Genomic DNA, 26,679 nt, shown 5'->3' with positions numbered 1-26,679 from the left:
GGCTCGCCGTGCGGGCGGTGGATTGCGCGCTGGAGTCGGCTCGTGCGGTGCGGCGGCTCGGCCTGCGGATCCGCGCCGGGGTGCACATGGGCGAGTGCGTGGTCACGCAGGAGAAGGTCCGCGGCGTCACCGTCCACATCGGCGCGCGGGTCGGCGCGAAGGCGCGCGGCGACGAGGTCCTCGTGTCGAGCACCGTGCGGGACATCCTCGCCGACGCGCGCCTGAAGTTCGCCGACCGCGGCGAGCAGACGCTGAAAGGCGTCGACGGGAAGTGGCGTCTCTACGCGGTCGAGCCCCGTGTCCGCGACAACGAGTCCGACCTTCCGCCGCTGCTCGAGACGGAGATAGCCGGGCCACCCAAACCCACATGGCAGAAGCCGCGCGCGCTCGCTGCGATCGCCACGGCGCTGGCGGTGCTGATCGGCGCGATCACGTTCGTGACGCTGCGCGGCGGCGGCCTTTCAGTCGTTCCCGCGGACTCCGTCGCGATGATCGACGCCGGGTCGGGAGACGTCATCTCGTCCATGCCCGTCCAACGGCGTCCCGTCGGCATCGTCGCGGCGCCCGACGGCATCTGGGTGACGAACTCGATCGATCGAAGCGTCACGCACATCGCGACGAACGGCCGATCGAAAGACACGATCCCCGTCGGAAACGGCCCGATCGCCGTCGCGGCCGGCGGAGGGAACATCTGGGTCGCCAACGCCGACGGCCGCAGCGTGTCTCGCGTCGACCCGAAGACGGGCAAGGAGGTCGGCGAGCGGATCGAGGCCGGCAACGGTCTCTCGTCGATCGCGTACGGCTCGGGCGCCCTGTGGTTGTCGAACGCCGTCGACGGCACGGTCTGGCGCGTCGACCCGGCCACCGCGAAACGCACGGAGATCCCCGTCGTGTCGGGCCTCCGTGGCATCGTCGCGACGGACGACGTGGTCTGGGTCACGAGCGAGACGACGGGAACCGCCACGCGCCTGGATCCCAAGCAGGGCGTGATCGTGCGGGTCGTGAAGGTCGGCAACGGTCCGGGCGCGGTCGCTCTCGGCGGCGGATCGGTGTGGGTAGCGAATGCCTACGACGGCACGGTCTCGCGCGTCGATCCCGAGTCCGGCCGCGTCGCAACGACGATCCGCGTCGGACGAGGCCCGCGTGCCATCGCGACGACACGTGATCGAGTATTCGTCGCGAACGAGGAGAGCGGAACCGTCTCGATGATCGACATGGGATCCGGGCGGGTCATCCGTACCATCCGGACCGCCAATGCGCCGATGGGCCTCGCGGCGGCATCATCCGGCGACCGGGTCTGGGTGACGGTGCGGGGCGGCATCGCGCGGTACAAGGGCGGCACCCTCCGCGTCGGGACACGCGACGTCGCCCTGACGTTCGACCCCTCCGTCGGACCCAGCGACCTCGTGAGCTTCTTCATCGTCCCCAACATCTACGACGGTCTCACCGCGTACAAGCGCGTCGGCGGCCCGGAGGGAAGCCAGCTCGTCCCCAACTTGGTCGAGGAGATCCGGCCGCCGACGGATGAAGGTCTCACATACTCCTTCACCTTGCGGGCCGGATTGAAGTACTCGGACGGGAGCCCCGTCAGGGCTTCGGACGTCCGGGCGACGTTCGAGCGGATCTTGCGCCACGAAGGATGGTACGGCGGCGCCTTCCTCCGAGCGCTGAAAGGCTCAGACGCATGCGACGAGCAGCGATGCGATCTATCGGCCGGCGTCGTCGTCGACGACGCGTCCCGTACGGTCGTCTTCCACCTGCGCCGGTCGTACCCGGAGTTCCCCTACACGCTGGCCCTCCCGAAGATGGTCATCCTCCCGGCGAGCGCACCGCCGGACGACGCCGGCACCCAGCCGATCCCGGGGACGGGCCCCTACCGGATCACGAGCGGCGCCTTGATTCGCGGCCGAGGTGGTGACATCACGGGCGGCTCGATGGTTCTCGAGCGGAACCCGCACTTCCGATCCCGAGGCCTCTCGCAACCCGACGCGTATCCCGATCGGATCGAGGTCACGTTGGGCGGCGAGCGCACCGATCACATAGACGCGGTGAAGGCCGGCAAGGAGGATTACACCCCAGACGTTCCCTTTTCGGGGATCTCGATCGCCGAGCTCGCAGCCGGATATCCGAGCCAGATCCGAGCCGTCGAGCACCCGACAACTTCCTTTGCACTGTTGAACCTGAACGTCGCGCCGTTCAACGACGTGCGCGCTCGCCGAGCGTTGAACTACGCGCTCGATCGCCGTGCCGTCGCAAGAGATCTGGGCGCGCCGTTGAACGCGGCGATAACCTGCCAGCTGCTTCCCGAGAACATGATCGGGTACGCGCCGCATTGCCCGTACACGCTGAACCCCAACCCTTCGGGCGTCTGGACCGCGCCGGATATCGCCATCGGCGCCCGCCTCGTCGAGCGGTCGGGCACGAAGGGCCAACGGGTCATCGTCTGGATCGAAGAGGCCGGGACGACCGGAGCGATACGACGTCGGCGCGTCGCGCCGCACGTCGTCACCGCGCTGAAGGCCATCGGATACCGCGCCGAGATAAGGGAGGTGCCCGGCGGCAATGAAGGCTACTTCAGCCACTTCGCGGACCCGGAAAACACGCTTCAAGTCATGCTCACCGGCTGGCAGAGCGAATACCCTGGGCCGGCCAACTTCTTCCTGCCGTTGACGACATGCGATGAAACCATTGACCTGTTCGGCAGCGGCCCCGCGATCGCCACGCACTATTGCTCTCCCGACGTCGACAAGCTCTTGCTCCAAGCGTTCGATCTGCAGGAGCGAGACCCTGCGGCATCGGCCAAGGTGTGGGCTCAGTTGGATCGGGTGATCACGGACGCGGCGCCGTTCGTCAACATCGCCAACATCCGCAACGTGCTGTTCACATCGCCTCGGGTCGGCAACGTACAGGGCCACACGACTTACGGCGTGCTGTTGTCCCAGATGTGGGTCGTCGAGGAGCGGACCCCGAGCCCGTCGTAGCTTTGGACGCGAGCGGGGACCAGCGCCCGGCATGGCTGCCCCGGGGACCTCTTGCGACGTGCGCGACGGGTGGTCATGAGGCGAGCCACCATATACGTGCGATGCCAGCATCCTTGCAACGGGCCTCGGGCTTGGCCGAGACTGTTGCGCGATGGAGGGGGATGAAGCGCCCCGCGGCGAGGAGCTGACCGAAGGCCTCGCCGACCCACGCGCGCCCTGGGAAGAGCTCGTCGAGGATCCCGCGGCTCCGCGGGCCATGCTCGCGGTCATGTTCACCGACATCGTGGGGTCGACCGAGCTGGCGACGGCGCTCGGCGACAAACGCTGGCGTGAGCTGCTCGAGCAGCACGACGCAGCCATCCGCACGCAGATAGCTCGCTTCGACGGCCGCGAGGTCGACACGGCCGGCGACGCCTTCTTCGCGACGTTCGGGCTCGCGGTCCGAGCCGTCGACTGCGCGCTGGAGTCGGCTCGTGCGGTGCGGCGACTCGGCCTGCGGATCCGGGCGGGCATCCACATGGGCGAATGCGTCGTCACGCAGGAGAAGGTTCGAGGCGTCACCGTGCACATCGGCGCGCGCGTCGGTGCGAAGGCGCGCGGCGACGAGGTGCTGGTGTCGAGCACGGTGCGCGACATCCTCGCCGGCGCAGGGCTGAAGTTCGCCGACCGCGGCGAGCAGACGTTGAAGGGTGTGGACGGCAAGTGGCGCCTCTACGCGGTCGAGCCACGCGTCCGCGACAACGAGGCCGATCTGCCGCCGCTGCTTGAGACGGAGATCGCCGGGCCGCCGAAGCCGGCGTGGCAGAAGCCTCGCGTGCTCGCGGCGATCGTGACGGCGCTGGCGGTTCTGATCGGGGCGATCGCGTTCGCGACCTTCCGCGGCGGCGGCTTGTCCTCCGTTCCCGCGGATTCCGTGGCGGCCATCGCCGCATCGTCTGGCGACGTCGAGTCGTCCGTCACCGTCCGACGACGTCCGGTCGGGCTTGTCGCGGCACCCGACGGAGTTTGGGTGGCGAACTCGATCGACCGAAGCGTGACCCACATCGGCAAGGACGGACGGATCGAGACCATCCCGGTTGGGCCCGGCCCCATCGCCGTCGCATCGGGCACGGTTGGACGCGGCGAGCCGTTCATCTGGGTGGCGAACGCCGACGGACGGAACGTCTCGCGCGTCAGCCCCAGGACCGGCGCCACCGTCGGCGCGCCGATCCAGGCGGGGAACGGTCTTTCAGGGATCGGGTTCGGCTCCGGCACCTTGTGGTTGACGAACTCCGTCGAGGGAACGGTGTGGCGGGTCGATCCCACGACTGGGAAGCGAACCCAGGAGATCCCGGTCGGCCCCGGCCTTCGCGGCATCGCGGTGACCGATACCGCGGTGTGGGTGACGAGCGAGACCGCCGGCACCGTGACGCAGATCGACCCGAAGTCCGGCAACGTGATCAAGGTTGTGGAGGTCGGCAACGGCCCCGGCGCGGTCGCGGTCGGCGAGGGGTCCGTGTGGGTCGCGAACGCGTACGACGGCACGGTTTCCCGCATCGATCAACGGACACGCGAAGTCGTGGGGACGATCCGCGTCGGCCGCGGGCCGCGCTCGATCGCCGTCGCTCGCGGCAGCGTGTTCGTCGCGAACGAGGCCGGTGAAAGTGTGACGATGATCGACGCCAAGAGCGGTGAGGTTCGCCGAGAGATCGGTTTGACGAACGCGCCGATGGGCCTCGCGGCCGACGGCGATCGCGTCTGGGTCTCGGTGCGCGGCGGGATCGCTCGGTATCGCGGCGGAACCCTCCGGATCGGAACGGCCGACGCGATGAACTCGTTCGACCCAACGTTCGTCTCTACCGCCTTGAGTTTCGCCGTGGCGGTTGTGCTCTATGACGGGCTCACGTCCTTCAAGCGCGTCGGCGGTCCGGAGGGCAATCAGCTCGTGCCGAACCTGGTCGAAGAGCTGCGTCGGCCGACCGACAATGGCACCACCTACTCGTACACGCTGCGGGAAGGTCTGAAGTATTCGGATGGCAGTGCCGTAAAGGCGTCGGACGTCCGGTCGTCCTTCGAGCGCATCATCCGCAACGAACAGTACGGCGGGGCGTTCCTCGACGTGCTCAAGGGGGCAGACGCATGTACGCCATCGGGGTGCGACCTGTCCGCGGGCATCGTCACGAACGACGACGCCAGGACGATCGCTTTCCATCTGGTCCGTTCGTACCCGGAGTTCCCGTACACGCTGGGCCTGCCGAGCCTCAGCATCCTGCCGGCCACCGCGCCGGCTGAGGACGGCGGCGCGACGCCGATCCCGGGCACCGGTCCGTACCGCATCGCCAAAGGCGAACTCAAGCTCGGTAAGGAAGGGTTCGCGGAGAGCGGAACCCTCACGCTCGAGCGCAACCCGCATTTCGTCGCACGCGGCCTTGCCCAACCCGATGCGTACGCCGACCGGATAGAGATCACCATGGGCGGGGACCCGGAGCAGTACCTCGAAGGGGTTAAGGACGGGCGCTACGACCTCACGCCGGACCTCCAGATCCCAACGGCGCTGGACCAGACCGACGAGATCGCGGCGGAGTTCCCGAGTCAGCTCCACGTCATCGACGTGCCCTCGACGCTGTTCGTGATGCTGAACCCGACCACGCCGCCGTTCGACAAAGTGGAGGTGCGCAGGGCGCTGAACTTCGCGGTCGACCGTCGAGCCATGATCGGGGACCGTACGTCCACCCTCGAGGTCAGCTGTCAACTGCTCCCGGAGAACATGATCGGCTACAAGCCGCACTGCCCCTACACGAAGAACCCGAGCGAGTCGGGCGTTTGGACCGCTCCCGACCTCGAGACCGCGCGACGCTTGGTCGATCAGTCGGGGACGAAGGGCCAGCGGGTGACGGTTTGGCTCATGGCCGGGGATTCGCCTCCGGCACAGGCCCGTCGTCGGAACGCCCCCGTCATAGTGGATGCGCTGCGCAAGATCGGCTATCGCGCTGACGCCCAAGTGATCCCCGGCGATGAAGAGGGATACTTCGAGGAGCTCGAGGCGGGCTTGGCCTCGAAGAGACAGATCTTGCTCGCCGGATGGATCACCGACTATCCCGGACCGGCGAACTACTTCCTGCCGATCACGACGTGCAACGACACGCTCGAGGGCCTGGCGCAGACGGATCTCACCTTCACGCATTACTGCGACCCGACGCGGGAGCTCGACCGCCTCATCCTGCAAGCGATCGACGTGCAGACGGACGATCCGGCGGCCGCCGCGAAGATCTGGGCCCAGGTCGACCAGAAGGTCACCGACGCGGCCCCGTTGGTCAATTGGGCCAACATCCGGAATCCCTACTTCGTCTCGAAGCGAGTGGGGAACGTGCAAGGACATCCGACGTACCTCGTACTCCTGTCGCAGATGTGGGTAGTGGACGAGGGCTCACCGTCTCCGACTCCGGGCGGCTGACCACTACTTGATCGCGACCGGGTTCACCGGGCCCCCGAGCCCGCCCCCGAACGGCTCCGGCGACGCGGTGAGCAGGAACTCGTAGACGCCGTCGGACGCGCAGTCCTCGGCGAGCGATTCGAGGTCGAAGTTCTGCCCGAGCGTCAGGCCCATCTCCACGATGCACAGCAGGTGCAGCGGGTGCCCGAGCACCTTCAGGAGGTCTTTGCTCTCGCGCGGCCACACCTCGAACCCCGAGGTGTCGACCGCCACGGCCGCGACGTCGTGGTCGCGGAACCACGCGGCGCTCGCGATGCCCGGCCCGGCGATCCCTTGGAAGATCCCGGCGTACGACTCCTTGTCGCCTTCCTTCAGCCACCGCATCGCCCCGGTTCGGATCAACACGGCGTCGCCGGGCTCGACGGCCAGGCCGGTGACCTTCGAAGCCGCGTCGAGGTCGTCCGGCGAGATCACGGTTCCGCCGGCGAGACTGTCGACGCCCTTCAGCCGGGCCACGTCGAGCAGCACTCCTCGGGTGACGATCGAGCCGACCTTGTCGATCCCGAGCACATGAGCCCCGCGTTCGTCGATGGAGGTCGTCGGGTGCCCGTTGTAGAGCCGCCCCCCGTACTCGACGTGGCCGAGCGCGCTCCAGTGCGTCGCGGACTTGAGGTTCAGCGTGTACTCGTTCGTGTTCACGTGCGCCGAGTCGGGGTCCTTCGTGAAGGGGTCGTGCAGCTCGAACCGGTGCTGTTTCGGATTTTTCCGGCCCGGCGGGATGTTGCCGAGCATCGGCCCGTCCTCGGACATCGGGATCGCGAGCGAGAAGCGCTTCCCGGTCTTGACGCACGCCGCCGCGCGTCGCACGACCTCGTCGGTGATCAGGTTGAGCGTGCCGATCTCATCGTCGTCGCCCCAGCGGCCCCAGTTGTTGATCTTCTCGGCGAGCGCGCGGAAGTCGTCGGGGATCGCCATGCGGCGAAGTTTACGCGTGCGCCTGAGCGGCTTTGCTCAGCTCGGCGAACGACTCGGTGATGTGCCCGGCGATGCCCCAGACGTCGACGATCTCGCGACAGCCGATCAGCCCGAAGTACAGCTGGTCCATGTACGAGAGCACGGTGATGTTCAGGCCGGCGCCGTCGAAGATCGGGCCGAGCGGATACATCGCGACCAGCTTCGCGCCGGCGAAGTAGAGCGGGAACGCCGGGCCCGGCACGTTCGAGATCACGAGGTTGTGCACCACCGCGTGCCGGTCGGCCAACTTCAACCCGGTGTAGAACCGCGCCGCCAGCGAGAACGTCAAGGGCGCCGCGAGCTCGCCCCACTTCGTGAGCATGTCCGCACCGATCGCCTTGTGCTCTTCCTTGGCGCCTCGGTTGGCTTCCGCGATCTGCTTCAGCCGCTCGACCGGGTCGTCGACGTCGGTCGCGAGCGTCGAGAACATCGCCGACACGCGGTTCGAGCCGACATCGCCTTCCTCTTCTCCAGTCCGCACCGAAACGGGAACAGCGGCGAGGAGCGAACGGTCGGGCATCTCATCACGGGACTCCAGGTAACGGCGCAGCGCGCCGGCAACGATCGCGAGGACCACGTCGTTGACGGTGGTTCCGAACTCGCGCTTGATCGCCTTCACGTCGTCGAGCGGGACATGTGTGAACGCCGTCCGCCGGTGCGGCGTGATCGTGGCGTTGAACGAGGTACGAGGCGCACGTAGCGGCGTCGGCATGCCCGGGCCTTCCGTGCGGCGGCGCGCGGCGATGAACCCGCCGACGGACTTCAGCGTGGCCGGGACGACGCGCACCCAATTGAGGGGACGCTGCGCCCGCGCGATCAGCGCGCGGCCCAGAAGCTCGAGGTCGGTCGGCCTCCGGTCGGGCTTCCAGTCCGCGTCGACCCCCGGGCGTTCGGTTCCCTGGGGCTCCAAGTCGAAGAAATGCACCATGAAGTTCGCGCCGGACACGCCGTCGATCGTGCAGTGGTGCATCTTCGCGACGGCGGCGGTGTAGCCGTTCTCGAGACCTTCGACGATCCAGACCTCCCACAGCGGGCGGGTGCGGTCGAGAGGCCGCGACGCGATGTCCCCGACGATCTCCGAAAGCTGCTCCTCGGAGCCCGGCGACGGGCATCCGATCCGACGGACGTGGTAGTCGAGGTCGAAGTCGTTGTCCTCGACCCACACCGGATGATCCAGGTTCAGCGGGGTGGGGACGAGCTTCCGGCGCAGCGGCTTCGCGAGGTGCAGCCGGCTCCGGATCATCTCTTTGACGTGGTCGAACGAGTAGCCGCCGGGCACGGTGGAGGGGTCGAAGACGATCGCCGCGACGACGTGCATGTGCATGTTCGGGGTTTCGAAGTACAGGAAGGAGGCGTCGATCCCGCTCATCCGCTCCATGGGTTCCCTCCGGTCGGCGGTCGCCGGAAACCGTCCGGTTCGACCGCGACCAGAGTGCTTGGCAAACTAGCGACATGTCAAAGCCGTTCCTGATCTCTTCGATCGTATTCGCGGCCCTCACGCTCAACGCGCTGCGGCCGGTGCCGTTCTCGATGTTCAGCTTCTTCTCGAGCTGGCTGACCAAGGAGCTGTCGCCCCACCTGCTCATCGCCAACATCGCGTTCACCACTTGGCTCCTGAGCTCCCAGAAGATCGCGGGAACGGCGGGCTGGGTGGCCCTCGGGCTCAACGCGTTCACGATGGCAGGGCTGCTCTGGCTGATCGTCGAGTCGGTCCGGGTGAAGGGCGTGACCGAGCGCGCGCTCCGCGAGGGCCTGGGCGAGGACTACGCGACGCGGATCCTGCCGCACAAGGCCGCCAACTACGACCTCAAGGCTCCGTGGCGGCAGGTGCTGCTCCCCTTCTACATGCACCACCCCGACGTGGAGCGGACCCGCAACATCCCCTACGGCCCGGTGAAGCGGCGGAACCTGCTCGACGTCTACCGCCACAAGGAGCACCCGACGGGCGCGCCGGTGCTGCTGTTCGTCCACGGTGGCGCGTGGACGATCGGGAACAAGGATCAGCAGGGGAAGCCGCTCATGCTCCACTTCGCGTCCCGCGGGTGGGTGTGCTTCGCACCGAACTACCGCATGGCGCCGCGCTCCCCGTGGCCGGCGCACATCGAGGACGTCAAGAAGGCGATCGCGTGGATACGGGAGCACGGCCCCGAGCACGGCGCCGATCCGAACTTCATCCTCATCACCGGCGGCTCAGCGGGCGGGCACCTTGCGGCGCTCGCGGCCACGTCGCCGAACGACCCGGCGTTCCAGCCGGGGTTCGAAGACGCCGACACGACCCTGCAGGCCGCGGTGCCGCACTACGGGATCTACGACATGACCGACCGCTCGAACGTGAACACCCGCGGCCGGCTCAAGATGCTCGAGCGCGTCGTGTTCAAGAAGAAGTACAAGGACGATCCCGAGATCTTCCGGCAGGCATCGCCGATCCACCGCGCCGGGCCGGATGCACCGCCCTTCCTCGTGATCCACGGAGCCCACGACAACCTCGCCCCGGTGAAGGAAGCGCGTCGCTTCGTCGCGAGGCTCCGCGAGGTCTCGGGCGATCCCGTGGTGTACGCGGAGCTTCCCGGCACGCAGCATGCCTTCGACGTGTTCCCGTCGATCCGCACGGCGCACGTCGTCCGTGCCGTCGAGCGCTTCGCCGACTACGCGTACAGCGCCTGGCTCTCAGAGCGGGAGCAGCTCCCGATCGAACCGACGCGGCGTTGATGGCCTACGAAGAGGGCCTCGCCGAGCGGGTGCGCGACGCACTGGCGTCGCGGGAGGTGCGCGAGCAGAAGATGTTCGGCGGCATCGCGTTCATGATCGACGGGAAGATGGCATGCGGCGTCCACGGCGACAGCCTGATCGTCCGTGTCCCGGCCGAAGAGCACGACAAGGCGGTGAAAGAGCCAGGCGCGCGGACGATGGACATCACGAGCCGCCCGATGAAGGGCTTCCTCTTCGTCGGGCCGGCCGGGATCAAGACGACGGCCTCGCTCGAGAGATGGGTCGAGCGCTCCACCGACTTCGTCGCGACGCTCCCGGCGAAGAAGAAGCGCTAGCAGGCGGTTGTTACGCGGAGCGCCTCGCAAACGGCGTGGAGCTTCTCCGGCCCGAGTCGCGTGATCATCTGCGCGCACAAGCTCTTCCGAATGAGCGAGATATTGTCCAACGACACGACGCATGCCTGCGGCATCCCATCGTCTTCGTCGAGCAGGACCTCGGTTGGGATGCCGCGGATCGTTCGAGTCGTGGGTGCAGCGAGGAGTTGATTCAGAACCGGGATAGCTTCGCTGCGAGTGAGGATCAGGAAGGGACGACGTTCCTCATCGGGATGCTCGTACCACCAGACCTCGCCGCGCGCTACCACGGCGTATGCCCCTCCGCCCGCTCCTCCGCGCTCAGCCGTTGAAGCAGTTCGCGGGTTGAGACGTCGCCATGGGCTTCCAGGTCGCCCCATTCGTCGGGCGTCGCGGGCGGTATCCGCGTATACCCCTCGACGATCTCCCGCGCGATCGCTGCTTGGGAGGCGTCCGCCAGATAGGCGGTCAGCGCCTCACGAATGACCGCCGAACGCGAGATGCCACGCCGCGTGGCTTCGGCATCAAGAAGTTCCCGTAGCTCATACGTCAGCTGGACGATCGTCTCGGCCCGGGCCATATGCATAGCATAGGGCAATGGTTCATGCCGGACAAGCCGGAGGGGTTCGCTAACGCCGATCGGCCGGGGCGACGGCGAGTCCCATGGCCTCGAGATCCCAGGTCCCCGGTGTCACGCCTTGCTCACGCAGCAGGTGCTTCATCACCCGAAGGGTCGCGTTCTTGGGCAGCTCAGGAACCAGCTCGACGTAGCGCGGGATCGCGAAATACGGCAGGACTTCCTTGAAGAACTCGAAGAGCTCCTCGGGCGTGACCTCTTGGCCGGGCTCGACGACGACACACGCCTTGATGTCGTCCTCCGTCATCGGCGACGGCACGGCGAGCACCGCCGCCTCAACGATCTTGGGATGCCCGGCGATCGCGCGCTCGAGTTCCTGGCTCGAGACGTTCTCGCCGCGCCGCCTGAGCGCGTCCTTCCTGCGGTCGACGAACGTGATCCAATCTTTGTCGTCGGCGCGTCCGTAGTCGCCGGTGTGGTGCCAGAGGTTCCGCCACGTCTCGATCGTCGCCTCCGGCTTCCGCCAGTAGCCGAGGTAGAGCGCCTGCGGCACCTTCGCGCGCACGACGATCTCTCCGATCTCACCCACCGGTACCTCCAAGTCGTCGTCGTCGAAAAGCCGCACGTCGAGGTACGGGGCCGGCTTCCCGATCGAGCCGAGGTTCCGCTCGTCCGACAGCCGCGCGTACGTGATCGCGCCGCACTCGGTCTGCCCGTAGAGCTGGCTCAGCACGACCGCGCCGAACCGGTCGAGGAACTGCTGTTGCTGGTCCGGGGTGAACGGGATCATCAGCGCCGCGCGCAGCCGGTGGTCCTTGTCGCGCTCGGTCGCCGGCGCGCCGAGCATAGCCATCCCCATCGCGCCGACCCCGGTGAACACGCTGGCGCCGGTCTCGTGGAACCGGTCGAGGAGCCGCGTCACCGAGAAGATCGGGTCCACCCACGCGGTCAGGTGATGGACGAGAGCGCCCATCACGATCCCTTGCGCCCACGCGTGGAACAACGGGAGCGCGGTGAAAAGGACGTCGTCGGTCCGGTACTCGAGCATCTCGGAAGCGACCTTGGCGCCGTTCATGTACCAGCCGTGCGGGAGCATGCAGCCCTTCGGCATCCCGGTCGTGCCCGAGGTGTAGAGGATCGCCTGGAGGCTGGCGGAGCTCAGGTCCGGAGTCGGTGTCGGGGCGGTCGAGCTCTCCAGCCTTGACCACGGCACCACGTCGACATTCGCCGGGACGTCAGAGAGCTCGTCCATCGCGATCACGCGGCTTAGCGTTGGGAGCTGGTCGAGCAGCGGCGCGGCCGCTTCCCAGCCGGGCCCGTCGACGACCAGCGTTTCGGCCTCCGAGTCTTGGAGCTGGTAGCGCAAGAACTCGCCCTTCAAGAACACGTTGAGGGGAACCTCCACGGCTCCCGACTTGGCGCAGGCGAAGAAGATCTCGAGCATCTCGATACGGTTGGCGGAGATCACCGCGATGCGGTCGCCCGGCGCGACGCCGGCTTCGGAGAGCCCGGCGGCGAGACGATCGGTCCGCGCGTCGACCTCGCCGTAAGACAGGAGCGTCTGATCCGAGCCGAGGTAGGGCCGATCCGGGTGCTTGCGTGCGCGTTCGTTGAGCAGCTCGCCGATCACTCGCGCGTCCGTCGAACCGTCGGTTCGCGGCGCGGTGGGCTCCCGGCTGGCCATCGAAGCCGATTATCGCTTACCAGAAGGTTCAGCCGAAACGCTCGACCTCGAGCCCCTCCGATGTCGCGGCCTCCGCGAGCTCCTCATCGGCCGTGAGAAACGCAATACCCTCGTCTCGTGTTCGGCCTAGAACCACTGCCGACGCAAGGTGGATCGCGTCGCCGGCGCGGAGCGGATACGAGAAAAGCAAGCGGGTCGTCTCGCGAAGAACCGACTGCGTGAGTTGCACCTTCAGCACATTGCTGTAGTCGTGCTCCATCTCTGCGCGGAGTCGAGCGGCGGCGGTCGGACGCAGGTGCCGTAGGCGCAACTTCCGGGCCAGGGCCGACATCACTTCAGGCAGGAGCAGCACGGAGGCTGCGGGTTTAGACGCGCGGATCCGACGGCGCGCCGCGTCGGCTCCCGGCTCTCGGGAATCGAAGAGCTTGACGAACACGCTGCTGTCGACGTAGGCGACTACCATCCGCTTCGGCGCTCCTCGCGGATGATCTCAGATAGCGTCTTCCCCGAGAGGCGATGAGGGCGCGTTCGACCGATGGAGCCCCATCGTTCGGCCGGCTCGACGAGACCGTCGGCTTCGAGCCGCGCGACCCATTCGTCGAGCGAATCTCTCGGCCGAAGGCGACGGATGACGGCGACATCACGCCCGCGATCGGTGATGATCACATCCTCGCCGCGCCGAACTCGTGCCAGGAAATGGCTGAACCGATCACGCACTTCACGGATCCCAGCCCTCAACTATTCACCCTTCGTTTGTGGTCACATGTAGCCACAATCGTAAGGTAGCCTTCGGTCGATGTCCATCGGCGCGGACCTGCTCGAGAGGATCGGCGTGCTTGGTTGCGGAATCTGACGGACCGTCAGAAACTGGCCCCATGACCAAGAAGACGGCGGGTCCAGGTGAGCGGGTCGACGTGACCGGCCGGCCCCTGGCGCTGCGCGAGGTGGACCTCGAACGGCTGATGCAGCCGAAGGTGATCGCGGTGGTCGGCGCGTCGGATTCATCCGGCTCGCAGAGCGCGTTGAACTGGAAGATGATCCGAGGCTGGTCGGAGCCGCTCGGCCGCCGCGTGATCCCGGTGAACCCCAACCGCGAGACGTGCGACGGCGAGCGTTGCTACCCGTCGCTCGAAGCGGTCCCCGACGACGTCGACGTCGCGATCGTGCTGACCTCGAACGCCGCCGACGCCCTCCGTTCTGCGGTCGCGGCGGGGATCCCGTTCGTCGTGGTCTTCACCGCCGGCTTCGCCGAGACCGGTAAGGCGGGAGCGGCGAAGCAGCGAGAGCTCGAAGACCTCATCGCGTCGAGCGGGATCCACGTGCTCGGCCCCAACACGCCGCTGAACATGTTCCAGCCGTTCCGCGACGAGCTCCCCGGACGCAGGATCGGCCTCATCACTCAGTCGGGCCATCAGGGCCGGCCGATCTACCAGGCGCAGGAGAACGGGGTCGCGCTCGCCGGCTGGGCGCCGACCGGTAACGAGTCCGACCTCGAGTCGGCCGACTTCATCCGCGCGTTCGCCGACCGAGCCGACGTCGGCGCGATCGCTTGCTACCTCGAGGGCTTCAAGGACGGGCGGACCTTCATGCTCGCCGCCGACCACGCGGTGGAACGCGGCGTGCCGATCGTGATGATCAAGGTGGGGCGATCGGATCTCGGGCGGTCGTGGGCACAGTCACACTCGGGGCATCTCGCCGGCTCGGACGCCGTCACCGGCGCGGTGCTCGAGCAGTTCGGCGTGACGCGTGTCGACGGGCTCGACGAGCTGGCCGACGTGTCGGCGATGCTCGCGCGGAGCGAACCGCCGACGGGCGACGGCGTGGCGATCTACTCGATCTCCGGCGGAACGTGCTCGCACATGGCGGACTGGGCTGCGGCGGTGGGCTTGAAAGTTCCCGAGCTGACCAAGGAGACGCAGGCGAAGCTGCGCGAGTGGATCCCGGGGTTCCTGCGGGTGTCGAACCCGGTGGACTCGGGAGGGATCGCGACCGGCGACGAGCGCGGCCCGAAGATCCTCGACGCGATCCTCGGCGATCCGAACGTCGCCGTGCTGATCGCGCCGATCGCAGGGTCGTTCTCTCCGATCTCCGACAAGCTGGCGCGCGACCTGGTCGAAGCCGCTTCGAGGACCAACAAGCCGGTGTGCGTCATCTGGGGATCGCCGACGGCGCACGAAGAGGGCTACAAGGACGTCCTGCTGAAGTCGCAGCTTCCGGTGTTCCGCTCCGCGCGCAACTGCCTCACCGCCGTGAAGGCCTGGCTCGACTACCACGCGTTCCGCGAGCGGTATCGCTCGCCGTTCAAGAAGGTTCCCGCCGGAGAGTCGCCGGCGGCTCGCGACGTGCGCGGATTGCTCGCGCCGAGCGGCGCCCTGTCCGAACTCCGCTCGAAGCAGGTGCTCGCCGGGTACGGCATCCCGGTCACGCGGGACGAGCTGGTGAGCTTCTCGGCAGAAGCCGGGCGCGCGGCGAGCCGGATCGGGTTCCCGGTCGTGATGAAGGCCTCGGGGTCGACGCTGCTCCACAAGTCCGATCGCGGCCTGGTGCGCGTCGGGATCACCTCCGAGCTCCAAGCGCGCGAGGCGTATTCGGCGCTGATGGACGCCGCGCCCGAAGCCGAAGGGGTTCTGGTGTGCGAGCAACTCTCCGGCGGCGTCGAGACCGTGGTCGGCGTCGTGCAGGACGAGCTCTTCGGGCCTGCGGTGATGTTCGGGCTCGGCGGCGTCGCGGTCGAGGTGTTCCGCGACGTCACCTTCCGCGTCCCGCCGTTCGGCAAGGACGAAGCCAAACGGATGATCCAGCAGATCCGCGCCGCTCCCCTCCTGAAGGGCGTCCGCGGCCGGCCGAAGGCGAACCTGAACGCGATCGTCGACGTGATCATGAAGGTGCAGCGCCTGGCGATGGATCTCTCCGATGACATCGCCGAGCTCGACATCAACCCGCTCGTCGCCCTCTCCGACCGCGCGGTCGCGCTCGACGCACTCGTCGTGGCACGCTAACCGGATGGGCATCCCCGAACCACCGCCGCTCGGCTCCTCGGCGCTCCCGGAGGGCACGTTCAAAGACACGCTCGTCGCCGTCACCGGCGGCGGGACCGGGCTCGGCAAGGCGATCGCGGTCGAGTTCGCACGGCTCGGCGCGACGGTCGCGATCCTCGGTCGCAGCCCCGAGCACCTCGAGGCCGGCAGGAAAGCGATCGAGGAAGCCGGCGGCGGCGCGGTCACCGAGGAGTGCGACATCCGCGATCCCGAGAAGGTCGCGCTCGCGTTCGAGGCGTTGCAGCTCGCCGCGGGCCTTCCCGACGTGCTCGTGAACAACGCCGCCGGGAACTTCCCGGTGCCGGCGGAAGACCTCTCGCCGAACGGCTGGCGCGCGGTCACACAGATCGTGCTCGACGGGACGTTCTTCTGCTCGCGCGAGTTCGGACGGCGGCACATCGCCGCCGGCACCGGGGGCGCGATCGTCAACATCGGCGCGGCGTACTCGTGGACGGGCGGGCCCGGCTTCGTGCACTCGGCCGCCGCGAAGGCCGGCGTGAAGAACATGACCGAGACGCTCGCGGTCGAGTGGGGCCCCTACGGGATCCGCGTGAACAACCTCGTGCCGGGCTTGTTCCCGCACGAGGACGAGGCGGCGCACATCCTCGCGACGCCCGGGCGCGGGCAAGCGGAAGACGCACGGGTGCCGGCGATGCGCACAGGTCGAACGCGCGAGCTCGGCTGGGCGGCCACCTTCCTGGCCTCTCCGTACGCCGTCTATATCTCCGGCGCGACGCTCACGGTCGACGGCGCGAACTGGCAGCGCCGCTCGATGGTGATGCCTGAGTTCCACCCGATCAGGGAACAGATGGGGAAGGAACCCTTCACCCTGTAGACGAATCAACTTCAGTGAGATGCGCCGATCCCTCATTGCCTGCTCGTTCGTCGCGTTCGTCCTCTTCTTGGGCGCGGGCGCGTTCGCTGCAGCGAACGACACCGACCCGCCGCCGCCGACGTATCCGATCGACAACGTTCTGAACGCGACCCAGAACACCCAGCGGTCGGTCCTGGACGCCGATATCGGCCGGTACAACTTCGAGGCCGGCGTATACGGCGTCGCGCGTCGCGCCGTTCAGCGGTACCCGGAGCACTACCTGACCGCCGGGATCGACATCCCGCGCGAGTTGCAGGTCGCGATCGATTCGCTGGCCCACATGCGTCCCGACCTCCCCTACTCGCACTGGGGCGATGCAGGGCATCCCGCCTTGATGCCGGACTGGGATCACGACGGCGTCTTCGGCGACGGGGGCGGTACGAGCTTGAACGACCGCGGAGATTTCGACGCCGACACCGACGACGTCGCCGACACCGCCTACTACCGGATCCCGTGCTACACGCCGGACGACGAATGGGAGATCCACTACACCTACATCTCTGGGATGTGCGACGTGAACGACGCCGCTGCCGAGCCATATCGGATCGGCGTCGCGCACGAGCTCAAGATCATCAACGCGCGCGGCCTGCTCCTCGACGCCACGCTTTGGCTGCCGGCTGCGGCGTTCACCGGCTCCGCGTGCCCTGCGTACGCCTCGGCCGCGTACGCCGACGCTGCGGCGTGGGCCGGATGCGTTACACCCGCCAACATGATCTCGAGCGAGTCATTCCCCGGAATCGTTTTCGCCAACGGCCTCGCCTCGCGTCAGGAGCACTACCACTGGTTCCTCGAGCGCATGGTCGACGAGGGCTACGTCATCCTCAACTACGACCCTGCCGGGCAGGGCGCGTCGGAAGGAAGCTTCCTCGACACGCTGGGGATCACCGACGCCGAGCGCGCGGACCCCCAGTTCGCCGGAGCGGTGCGCGATGTCCAGGACGCTGTGCGGTGGTTCGTCGGGGACCCGATCACCGCGGTGATCGACAACGGTCCGCGGCTCGTGCCACGCGCCGATCCCGCGGCCAACGTCGCCAACCCCGCATCCGGGGTGCTCGACGTCGCGAGGGTTTCGCTCGCCGGGAACTCGATGGGAGCGATCTCGATCCTGGCGTATCTCGACTCCCTCGGGTCCGGTGGGGTTGGGGCCGACGGGAGACCGCTCCCCACCGTCGTCGCGGCCGTCTCGCTGTCCGGAGCGCGACCGACGCACGCGGTCGTGCCGATCCAGTTCCAGACGTCGGACGGCGACGGCTCACCGCTGCTCGTCGCGCCCAAGGTCGCCGGCGTCGAGCTCGGGCAAGGGGGTTCCGGCATCGGCTACGAGTTGATCAAGGCGCGCTACGACCAGCTGCGCGCGACCTCCGAACCGGCGCCGCTGTCGCTCGTCGTTCTCGAGAGCGGCGCGCACACCGACCACGTGAATGTGCCGTTCGTACCTCGAACCTTCTGGGGCAACGCGCTGGCAGCGGACTACGCCGCCGACTGGCTCAACTGTCACGTGCTCGGCGACGCGGCGGCCTGCGCGGGCGCCGTCTCGGCGCGCCCGCACTTGTCGCGCATCTACGCGTCCGAGGTGGACCCGGACGGACCCGACGGCCCGTCGGCGAGCCGCTGCATCACGATCCCCGACGCGTGGTCGCTCAACCAGGGCCCGCAAGACATCATCGCCGGGGTCTCCGGCTCGCCCGCGTACGACTGCACGCCGTAACCTGTCGGCGTGATCGACCCCTTCGCGCCGCAAGCCCTCGAGGATCCGTACGAGCTGTACGGCGCGCTGCGCGACGGTGAGCCCGTCCATCAGATCGCCGAGTCCGAGCTCTGGATGATCAGCCGATACGCCGACCTCGTCGAGGCCGCGGCGAAACCCGAGGTGTTCTCGAGCCACATCTCCGCCGTGATCTACGCGGGACAAGGTCCCACACCGGCCGTGCTCCAGGCCGACCCCGACGCGATCGGAGCCGTCGACGTGCTCGCGACCGCCGACCCGCCGGACCACACCTCCCAGCGCAAGTTGATGAACCGCACGTTCCGTCATGACAGGATCGTCGAGCTCGAGCGGGTCGCGCGCGAGTTCATCGAGTCGCCGCTCGACGACGCGCTGACGAGCGGCGGGGTCGAGTGGATGAGCGCCGCGGCCGTCCCGCTGCCGGTGACGATCATCGCCAACGTGCTCGGGATGCCGTCGAATGATCTCGAGGACCTGCGGCGCTGGGCCGACGCCGGCGTGGACCTGCTCTCCGGCGTCGCGTCGCTGGAACGCATGATGGAGTGCTGGCAGGAGATGACCGCGTTCCTCGCATACCTCCGCGACCGGCTCGCCGCGCCCGAGCCCGGCAGCGTTACGGCGGAGATCGCCGACGCCGTCGAGCGCGACGACCTGAACGAACGCGAAGGCGTCTCGCTGCTCCTTCAGCTCGTGATCGCCGGCAGCGAGTCGACGGCCAGCCTGATCGGGAGCGCGACGCTGATGCTCGCCGAGGACCCAGCGCTCCAGAAACAGCTTCGTGAAGCGCCGGAGCGCATCCCGGTGTTCATCGAGGAGGCCTTGCGGCTCGAGTCCCCTTTCCGAGGCCACTTCCGCATTACGACCCAAGAGACGTCGATCGGCGGCGTCACCTTGCCGAAGGGCGCCCGGGTGATGTTGATGTGGGGCTCGGCGAATCGCGATCCATCGGCCTTCCCCGAGCCGGATCTACTGGACTTGGATCGCAGCCATCCCAAAGCGCACGTCGGGTTCGGCTCGGGCATCCACTTCTGCCTCGGGGCACCGCTCGCTCGCATGGAGACGCGCGTGGTGTTGGAGCGTCTGCTCGCGAGAACCTCTGAGTTCCGTGCCGCCGAGCAGACGAGCGGACCGCGATACGTTCCGAGCCTGTTCGTGCGACGCTTGTCGCTGCTAAACCTTTCCGTCGTGCCTCAGTCGTAACACGCCGCGCTCCGCCCGCCTGATCAGCGAGCCCAGAACACGTGGACGGTTATCCACTGACCATCACGCGCGCCCTGACACGGCGGCTTGTTCGGGTTCTTGTCGCAGTTCGGCCCGCCGCTGCCGCCGCCGCCGCCGCTTCCACCGTCGTCGTGTGCGTAGATCGCGTTCAGCTCCTGCGCGTCGTGCTGGTTGGGAGCGGCGTTCTGCGCCATGTTGTCGGTGTAGTCCATGCACGTGCCCTGATCAGGGTTGTTGAAGTCCTCGTCGACGTGCCCGAGCCCCCAGATATGGCCGAGCTCCTGGCAGACCACATAATCCCACTCCGCGGCGTTGTAGGAGTTGTAGTACAGCGTGTTCAAGGTCACGCGGCCGGATGTGATGTGGGATCCAGAAACCTGGATCTGCGCGAGGCCGATCCATTGGGCGGAGCCGCGCTTCGCGAGCACCTCCACGGGTCCGCTCGAGGCCGAAACCGGCTGCATCGGAGTGTTCAGCGCCGCCCATTCGTCGACCGCTGCGGGCACCTCGAACCTCCCCAACGGATCGCCGCCGGCGGTCTTGTCGACGACTGCGGGAGAGCGATCGCCTACCCCGGCCCAGTGGTAGCCGTTCCACGAATGGTCTGCGGCAGCCGGCATCGCCGCCACCGCGACCATCGACAGGGCAATGACGGCAACAGCGATCCCTCGTCTGATCATGTCCAACCTCTCCCACGGACGGAGTTACGATTCACCGACAGTTTGCGGGCTAACCGACGTCATATCAATCCCTTGGAATGAAACATCTGGCTCTGCCCGCGCGACGTTCATGACAAATCGGTAGGACGCACAGAACCGGGAGATGACGCCCAACTGCGACTGTCCGATCGTGAGGAGCCGGGCCGCTATCGCCCGCGGAACTTCGGCTCGCGGCTTTCGGCGCGGGCCGCCTTGAGCTCCTTGTAGTCCTCGGAGGCGAAGAGCACCGTCTGGCCGAGCATCTCTTCGTGCATCGAGCGCTCGATCTCGGGCGTCGCGAGCGACGAAAGGATCGCGCGCGAGAACTTCACCGCGAGCGGCGCCCGCTTGGCGATCTCGTGCGCGAGGGCGAGCGCCTCCACATCGAGCTGATCGGGCTCTACGACGCGCGAAACGATGCCGTGCTGGAGCGCCTCGGCCGCGTCGATGACCCGGCCGGTCAACGCCATGTCGGCGGCGAATCCGTGCCCGGCCATCTGGAAGAGCCGGGCCGTACCGCCCGAGTCTGGGATCACGCCGTGTCCTACCTCCGGCAACGCCATGCGCGTGTCGGTAGCGGCTATCCGCAGATCGCAGAGCAGTGCGCGCTCGAACGATCCGCCCAGCGCCCAGCCTTTCAGGGCGACGACGATCGGCACCGGCATCGTCCAGAGCGATCTCGTCCTGATGTGGCCGGCCTCGATGAACTCGAGGTCGCTCTCCCCCCCCGCACGCATGCCGAGCTCTTTGGTGTCGCGGCCCGAGGAGAACGACTTCCCTTCTCCGCGCCACAGGACGCAACGCACGTCGGTCCGGTCGCGCACCTCGGCGAGCACCTCGAAGAAACGAAGGTCCATCTCGTCGTTAAACGCGTTGTGGCGGTCGGGCCTGTTCATGGTCACGACCGCAACCGGACCGTCGAACGTGAGGAGAACGGTCTCGGACGGGCTCACGATCCGTATCGCTTGCGCAGGTCCTGCTTCAGCACCTTGCCGGAGGGGTTCCGCGGCAGAGCGTCCACGATCTCGAGCTGCTCGGGGATCGCCTGACGCCGCAGCCCCTTCTCCTTCAGGAACGCGCCCATCTCGTCGAAGCCGAGCGGATCGCCGGCGTCCTTCAGGGCGACGACCGCTACCGCCCGCTCGCCGCTCGACGGGTCGGGCACGCCGATCACCGCCGCGTCGGCCACCTTCGGGTGGGTGAAGAGCAGATCCTCGACCTCCTTCGCGCTGATGTTCTCGCCCTTGCGGATGATGATGTCCTTCAGGCGGCCGGTGATCGTCACGTTTCCCTCGGCGTCGATACGGCCCAGGTCGCCGGTGCGGAACCACCCCTCGTCGTCGAAGGCGTCCGCGTCCAAGGACGAATCCAGGTACCCCTTCATCATCTGCGGCGCCTTCGCGCGGATCTCTCCCTCCTCGCCGATGCCGGCGACCTTGCCCTCGAGCGTCACCGCGCGAAGCTCGACGCCGGGCATCGCCGAGCCCTCGGTGTTGGCGAGCGCCGCGTCCGGGTCGTCGAACCGGGCCATCGTGAGGATGGGCGACTCCGTGAGCCCGTATCCGGAGACGATGCCCGCGCCGCCGAGCTCCTTCTTGAGGTCGTAGTGCAGCTGCGGCGGCTTCGGCGCTCCGCCGCCCGGATACGCGCGCACGTTCGGAAACAGCGGCCGCGACGCGTTCTCGCGCTGTGCCTTCAGGTAGGCGAGGTGGAAGAACGTCCCCGATCCGGCGAGCGTCACTCCCTCGCGCTGCAGCAGCGGGATCGTGGTCTCCGGGTTGAACGCCTCGTCGAGGATGTTCGTGCAGCCCGACATGAGTCCCGAGAACAGCCAGATGATTCCGCCGATGTGCGTGAACGGGAACACGAGCGAGTGACGGTCGTTCTCGGTGAGCCCGAGCCGTTCGGCCATCCCGCGCGCGGCGGCGGCGATCGTCGCATCGGTGTGCTGCGCGCCCTTGGGGTCGGCCGTGGTCCCCGAGGTGTAGAAGAGCCAGCGAACCGGCGGCTCGGCGGCAGGATCCGGCGGCGGATCGAGCGCGTGCGGGTCGGCGTCGGGGAGCACGCGGTCGGAAACCTTCACCGCGAGACCCGCGACACCGTCGGCGATCGTCCGCGCCATCTCCGCGAAGTCGAACCCACGGAACTCCGACGGGACGAACAGCAGCTTCGAACGAGCCTGTCGCACGATGAACCCCACCTCGCGCTCGCGATAGATCGGCAGGATCGGGTTCTGCACCGCCCCCAGCCGCGATAGCGCGGCGACGAGCACGATCGACTCCTTCCACGAGGGGAGCTGCCACGAGACGACCGTCCCCTCCCCAACGCCCATCGCGAGCAGACCGGCGGCCGCACGCTCGGCTTGATCGCGGAACCCTCCGAACGTGAGTGAATCACCGCGCTCGTCGACGACCAAGCGCGCGTCCGGCGTCGCTTCCGCGCGCTTCTCGATGAGCTCCCACAACGTGCGCGCCTCGAGCATTACGCCTCCTGATCGAAAATCTGACGGGTCGTCACATTGTATGGAGCAGCCCCGGAGGAGTGGAATTGGGGTAGAGCCGAGGGAAAGGAGGTCCGTCATGCCGGTGTACGTGACGTTGTTCCGGTGGACCGACCAGGGCCGGCAGAAGTCGAAGGACCTGCCCGCGCGCTACGCGGACGGGAGGGAGCGCATCGAGGCGGCCGGGGGCAAGGAGATCGGCACCTACGTCACCATGGGTCAGTACGACATGGTGTCGGTCGTCGAGGCGCCCAACGACGAAGCGATCGCCAAGATCGCGCTGGGGATCGCCGGTCGCGGTAACGCCAGCACCGAAACGCTGCGCGCCTTCACGATGGACGAGGTGAAGGGCCTGCTCTAACGGACCCCGTTCTGCGGAGAGGGACGCCCGAAAGGTGTCCCTCTCTTGTTCCCTCCCGAGGAGGAAACCCAGAAGCGCACGGCGAAGAGCCTCCCGACGCGGAACAGCTGTGGACTAGGGCACCGATCATGAGACGACGCGAGTTCTTGAAGGCCGGGCTGGCCACGGCCGGTGCTGTGGCGCTCGGGCCGGGCTTCTGGCAGCGCGTCTTCGCGGCACCGGCACAGCCCGGACCCGGTCCGTACGGGCCCCTCGAGCCACCCGACCCCAACGGCTTGATGCTGCCGGCAGGATTCACGTCGAGGATCGTGGCGCGTTCCGGCCTGCCGGTCGGCGGGACGGCGTACCTCTGGCACCTGTGGCCGGACGGGGCCTTCTGCTTCCCCTCCGGCGACGGGGGGTGGTTCCACGTCGTCAACAGCGAGGCGCCTCCGCCGGCGGACATCCCGGTCGCGAGCGACGTGCAGAGGATCGGAGGCGCGAGCGCTATCCGATTCGACGGCTCGGGGCACATCGTCGACGCCTACCGGATCCTCGGCGGAACCCGCTCCAACTGCGCGGGCGGGGCGACTCCTTGGGGTACCTGGCTGTCGTGCGAGGAGTTCGACGACTCGGTCCGCGGGGGAGCCACGTCGAGCGCCGGCAACGCGTGGGAATGCGACCCGTCCGGCGTAGCCGCACCCATCAAACGAACCGCGCTTGGGACCTTCAAGCACGAAGCCGCAGCGGTCGATCCGGCGACGAACCGCGTGTACATGACCGAGGATCTGCCCGACGGACGCTTCTATCGCTACACACCTGCGTCGTTCACCGGAACGGGAGCCGACCTCGACACCGGATCGCTACAAGCCGCGGAGATCGTCGGCCCTGCGAGCGGTCCATGGAGCGTCGTCTGGCACGCGATCCCCGACCCGGCGGCGTCGAGTACGTCGACGAGGAACCAGGCGCCGGCCACGACACCTTTCGACGGCGGCGAAGGATGCTTCCTCGACGCCGGCATCGTCTACATCACGACTAAGGGAGACAACCGGGTCTGGCGCTACCACATCGCGACCGAGACGCTCGACATCCTTTACGACGCGGCGGATCACACCGACCCGGCGCTGACGGGCGTGGACAACGTGATCGTGTCCGGCTCGGGCGACATCTACGTCGCCGAGGACGGCGGAACCATGGAGATCGTCGTCATCACCCCGGACAGCGAGTTTGCGCCGGTACTTCGCGCGACTGGCCCGCAGCACGGCTTCGACAACCCGCTCCCCGACCCCCTGTCGGCGGTCCCGACGGTCTCAGAGATCGGCGGGCTTGCGTTCTCGCCCGACGGCACGCGGCTGTACTTCAACTCGCAGAGGGCGTTCGCGTTGGGCGTGACCTACGAAGTCACCGGCCCCTTCCGAACATGATGCGCCGGGCAGTCGCAGCAGCTGCCGTCGCCCTGCTGGCCTTGGGGCTGCATCTTCCCGCCGGAGCCGACCACGACGCAGACCTGCACTCGCCGAACATGTCGCTGGTGGCCAACTTCGCCGACGACGGCGCCTACTCCGCCGGCTCCGACATCGGCTTCTGGGGGAACCGGGCGGTCTTCGGGAACCTGGGGCCCGGCGGCTTCAGGCTCATGGACATATCCGATCCGGCCCAACCGCGCATGCTCTCGAACTTCGAGTGCGAGGGCTCGCAGAGCGACGTCTCCATCTGGGAGGACCTGGTCTTCGTCTCCGTGGACGCCGCGCAGTTCGGGCCCGAGTGCGGATCCGGCGCGGCGTCGCTCGACCAGTTCGTGATCGGGAATGTCTGGGAGGGCGTGAGGATCGTCTCGATCGCCGACCCCGCGAACCCACGGCAGATCGCGGCGGTGGACACAGACTGCGGATCGCACACGCACACGCTCGTGCCCGACGTCGCCAACGGCCGGGTGCTGCTCTACGTGCAGTCGTACCCGTTGACGAACCACTCGGTCGAGTGCAACCCGATCTCGCACCGCAAGATCTCCGTGATCGAGGTACCGCTCGACGACCCCGCGAGCGCGAGCGTGATCTCGACGCCGAGCGTCTCGCCGTCGATCGGCTGCCACGACGTTACCGTGTTCCCCGAGCGCAAGCTCGCCGGCGCCGCGTGCATCACCCAGTCGCAGTTGTGGGACATCTCCGACCCCGCGAACCCGGTGATCATCTCGAGCATCGTGAACCCGCTCATCAACATCCATCACTCGTCGGGATTCTCCTGGGACGGCAACACGCTCGTGCTCGGCGACGAGCTCGGCGGCGCCGCCGCCGCTCCTGGCTGTCTCGGGCTCGGGCTGCCGCTCGGCGCGCTCTGGTTCTACGACGTCACCGATCCCGCGAACCCGGTTGAAGCCGGCTCGTACGTGCTCTCGCGCCAGACCGTCAGCGCGTTCTGCACCGCGCACAACTTCAATATGATCCCGCTCACCGACGGGCGCGACGTGCTCGTGTCGGCGTGGTACGACGGCGGCACCACGGTCGTGGACTTCACCGACCCGGCGAACCCGACCGAGATCGGCCACTACGTCGCCGAGGGCGGGATCACCTGGTCGTCGTACTTCTACAACGGCTACATCTACGCCAACAACTACGGCGACCGCGGCATCGACGTCCTGCGCCTGGATGAGCCGTTCCTCGCCGCCCGCGTCGCGCTTCCGCGGATGAACGCGCAGACCCAGGAGCGGCTGCCGTCGTCGTCGGGCGCCGGGACCGGGTCGGGCGGCCAGGATCCGCCGGCGGGGGACGCCGAGCCGAAGCCGGCGCCGAAGGTGCTCGGCGGCAGGACCCTGCCCGGGACCGGCGTGGCCCGGCCCTCGTGGGCGGGTGCGACGTTCGTGGTGCTGGCTGCCATCGTCGCCGTTCGGATGCGCCGCAGCAGCGACTGATTCCCGTGAGTACAGTCTGTCCGAGTCCGACGTAGCGCCGTCCACGTTTCGCTAATCGCTTTAGTCTGGCTTCATGTTGCCCTCGACGCAGCTAATCTTGCCGCCCTCGGGCTGATCGGTAGTCGTTAGTGAAGCCGTCGGCTACGGTGTTTCAGTTGACGCGGGTATCGAGCTGCCGAACGGCGTTTGTGGCCGAGAAGGTTGCGACGCAGGCAGCCTCATCAGGCAGGCGTCCACCCCGGCAGCGTCTGGCCCGCCTCGTCCACCCGCCATCGGAGCGCGACCGGCGCACCGAACGTGATCCCCTCGGGCTCGCCGTTCGTGCGCAGCAACTCGCCGGCGTCGTCGACGAGCTGCCCGATCATCCGCACGCCGGGCGCGTCGTGGAGCTCGACGAGCAGGATCACGAGCGGCAGCTTGTCCGCCCACACGGCGAGCACCGGCGGATGCAACGCGGTCCACGACACGACCCGCCCGGCGCCGCTCACGTTGGTCCAGGTGAGCGCGTTGCCGTGACACCGCGGGCAGATCGGGCGCGGCTGCCAGATCCAGGCTTCGCACGAGTCGCAGCGTTGAACGACCAGTCCGTGCTCGGCGACGGCGTCCCAGAACGGCTGCGTGTCGCGGTCGGCGACCGGCTTCGG

22 protein-coding genes are annotated in these 26,679 nt (G+C 67.9%); 11 read left to right on the top strand and 11 right to left on the bottom strand.

Annotated features, from left to right (window positions below; translation table 11 throughout):
* Together WEB06_11390 and WEB06_11385 are read left to right on the top strand one after the other, a co-directional pair.
* Positions 1 to 2,981, top strand: a 2,981-nt coding sequence (locus WEB06_11390; protein MEX2556224.1) for an ABC transporter substrate-binding protein, incomplete at its 5' end; no start/stop codon positions are given.
* A 151-nt stretch (positions 2,982 to 3,132) separates the two neighbouring features.
* Entirely contained in the window at positions 3,133 to 6,414 is a 3,282-nt protein-coding gene (locus WEB06_11385; GenBank protein ID MEX2556223.1) for an ABC transporter substrate-binding protein, read from the top strand.
* A gap of 3 nt (positions 6,415 to 6,417) precedes the next feature.
* On the opposite strand, the gene WEB06_11380 is transcribed toward WEB06_11385, so the two are convergent.
* On the bottom strand, positions 6,418 to 7,368 hold the full coding sequence (locus WEB06_11380; protein MEX2556222.1) for a cyclase family protein: 951 nt from the start codon (positions 7,366 to 7,368) through the stop codon (positions 6,418 to 6,420).
* Between the two features lie 10 nt (positions 7,369 to 7,378).
* Positions 7,379 to 8,785 carry a wax ester/triacylglycerol synthase family O-acyltransferase gene (locus WEB06_11375; GenBank protein MEX2556221.1) on the bottom strand — a complete coding sequence of 469 codons (1,407 nt, stop codon included), beginning with the start codon at positions 8,783 to 8,785 and terminating at the stop codon, positions 7,379 to 7,381.
* A 74-nt stretch (positions 8,786 to 8,859) separates the two neighbouring features.
* Here WEB06_11375 and WEB06_11370 point away from each other — a divergent pair, with 74 nt between their 5' ends.
* Together WEB06_11370 and WEB06_11365 are read left to right on the top strand one after the other, a co-directional pair.
* A complete protein-coding gene (locus tag WEB06_11370) occupies positions 8,860 to 10,116 on the top strand; it encodes an alpha/beta hydrolase (protein MEX2556220.1) in 1,257 nt (418 codons plus the stop codon).
* Entirely contained in the window at positions 10,116 to 10,451 is a 336-nt protein-coding gene (locus tag WEB06_11365; protein MEX2556219.1) for a TfoX/Sxy family protein, read from the top strand. Before WEB06_11370 ends, WEB06_11365 begins: the two co-directional genes overlap by 1 nt.
* Here WEB06_11365 and WEB06_11360 read toward each other — a convergent pair.
* Genes WEB06_11360 through WEB06_11340 form a run of 5 tightly spaced genes read right to left on the bottom strand, consistent with a single transcriptional unit; the run spans position 10,448 to position 13,447 of the window.
* A complete protein-coding gene (locus tag WEB06_11360) occupies positions 10,448 to 10,759 on the bottom strand; it encodes a type II toxin-antitoxin system PemK/MazF family toxin (GenBank protein MEX2556218.1) in 312 nt (103 codons plus the stop codon). The genes WEB06_11365 and WEB06_11360 overlap by 4 nt on opposite strands.
* Positions 10,753 to 11,049 carry a CopG family transcriptional regulator gene (locus tag WEB06_11355; GenBank protein ID MEX2556217.1) on the bottom strand — a complete coding sequence of 99 codons (297 nt, stop codon included), beginning with the start codon at positions 11,047 to 11,049 and terminating at the stop codon, positions 10,753 to 10,755. The genes WEB06_11360 and WEB06_11355 overlap by 7 nt, the downstream gene beginning before the upstream one ends.
* A gap of 49 nt (positions 11,050 to 11,098) precedes the next feature.
* On the bottom strand, positions 11,099 to 12,730 hold the full coding sequence (locus WEB06_11350) for an AMP-binding protein (GenBank protein ID MEX2556216.1): 1,632 nt from the start codon (positions 12,728 to 12,730) through the stop codon (positions 11,099 to 11,101).
* Positions 12,731 to 12,758: 28 nt separating this feature from the next.
* Complete coding sequence (locus WEB06_11345) at positions 12,759 to 13,193, bottom strand: type II toxin-antitoxin system VapC family toxin (GenBank protein MEX2556215.1); 435 nt, start codon at positions 13,191 to 13,193, stop codon at positions 12,759 to 12,761.
* The gene (locus WEB06_11340) at positions 13,187 to 13,447 is read right to left on the bottom strand and encodes a type II toxin-antitoxin system prevent-host-death family antitoxin (protein ID MEX2556214.1); all 261 of its coding nucleotides are present in this window, start codon (positions 13,445 to 13,447) and stop codon (positions 13,187 to 13,189) included. Before WEB06_11340 ends, WEB06_11345 begins: the two co-directional genes overlap by 7 nt.
* A gap of 158 nt (positions 13,448 to 13,605) precedes the next feature.
* On the opposite strand from WEB06_11340, the gene WEB06_11335 reads away from it, so the two are divergent.
* Genes WEB06_11335 through WEB06_11320 form a run of 4 tightly spaced genes read left to right on the top strand, consistent with a single transcriptional unit; the run spans position 13,606 to position 19,568 of the window.
* Entirely contained in the window at positions 13,606 to 15,729 is a 2,124-nt protein-coding gene (locus tag WEB06_11335; protein MEX2556213.1) for an acetate--CoA ligase family protein, read from the top strand.
* Positions 15,730 to 15,733: 4 nt separating this feature from the next.
* Entirely contained in the window at positions 15,734 to 16,603 is an 870-nt protein-coding gene (locus tag WEB06_11330) for an SDR family oxidoreductase (GenBank protein MEX2556212.1), read from the top strand.
* Positions 16,604 to 16,622: 19 nt separating this feature from the next.
* Positions 16,623 to 18,350, top strand: a complete 1,728-nt coding sequence (locus WEB06_11325; protein MEX2556211.1) for a hypothetical protein — start codon at positions 16,623 to 16,625, stop codon at positions 18,348 to 18,350.
* A 9-nt stretch (positions 18,351 to 18,359) separates the two neighbouring features.
* A complete protein-coding gene (locus WEB06_11320) occupies positions 18,360 to 19,568 on the top strand; it encodes a cytochrome P450 (GenBank protein MEX2556210.1) in 1,209 nt (402 codons plus the stop codon).
* A gap of 23 nt (positions 19,569 to 19,591) precedes the next feature.
* On the opposite strand, the gene WEB06_11315 is transcribed toward WEB06_11320, so the two are convergent.
* The 3 genes from WEB06_11315 to WEB06_11305 form a co-directional block, all read right to left on the bottom strand.
* Positions 19,592 to 20,269, bottom strand: coding sequence for a hypothetical protein (locus WEB06_11315; GenBank protein MEX2556209.1), 678 nt, complete (start codon positions 20,267 to 20,269; stop codon positions 19,592 to 19,594).
* A 185-nt stretch (positions 20,270 to 20,454) separates the two neighbouring features.
* Positions 20,455 to 21,240, bottom strand: a complete 786-nt coding sequence (locus WEB06_11310; GenBank protein ID MEX2556208.1) for an enoyl-CoA hydratase/isomerase family protein — start codon at positions 21,238 to 21,240, stop codon at positions 20,455 to 20,457.
* A complete protein-coding gene (locus tag WEB06_11305; protein ID MEX2556207.1) occupies positions 21,237 to 22,769 on the bottom strand; it encodes an AMP-binding protein in 1,533 nt (510 codons plus the stop codon). Before WEB06_11305 ends, WEB06_11310 begins: the two co-directional genes overlap by 4 nt.
* Before the next feature lie 97 nt (positions 22,770 to 22,866).
* On the opposite strand from WEB06_11305, the gene WEB06_11300 reads away from it, so the two are divergent.
* The 3 genes from WEB06_11300 to WEB06_11290 all read left to right on the top strand — a co-directional run bounded on the left by WEB06_11300 (position 22,867) and on the right by WEB06_11290 (position 26,035).
* Positions 22,867 to 23,148 carry a GYD domain-containing protein gene (locus WEB06_11300; GenBank protein MEX2556206.1) on the top strand — a complete coding sequence of 94 codons (282 nt, stop codon included), beginning with the start codon at positions 22,867 to 22,869 and terminating at the stop codon, positions 23,146 to 23,148.
* Between the two features lie 128 nt (positions 23,149 to 23,276).
* Entirely contained in the window at positions 23,277 to 24,551 is a 1,275-nt protein-coding gene (locus WEB06_11295) for an alkaline phosphatase PhoX (protein ID MEX2556205.1), read from the top strand.
* Entirely contained in the window at positions 24,548 to 26,035 is a 1,488-nt protein-coding gene (locus WEB06_11290) for a hypothetical protein (protein MEX2556204.1), read from the top strand. The genes WEB06_11295 and WEB06_11290 overlap by 4 nt, the downstream gene beginning before the upstream one ends.
* Positions 26,036 to 26,256: 221 nt before the next feature.
* Here the strand turns inward: WEB06_11290 and WEB06_11285 are convergent.
* On the bottom strand, positions 26,257 to 26,679 hold a 423-nt coding region (locus WEB06_11285), incomplete at its 5' end, for a zinc ribbon domain-containing protein (protein ID MEX2556203.1).

The sequence above is a fragment of the Actinomycetota bacterium genome, assembly GCA_040905475.1.
Lineage (GTDB): Bacteria > Actinomycetota > AC-67 > AC-67 > AC-67 > DATFGK01.
This window is presented reverse-complemented; position numbering and strand designations above follow the sequence as displayed.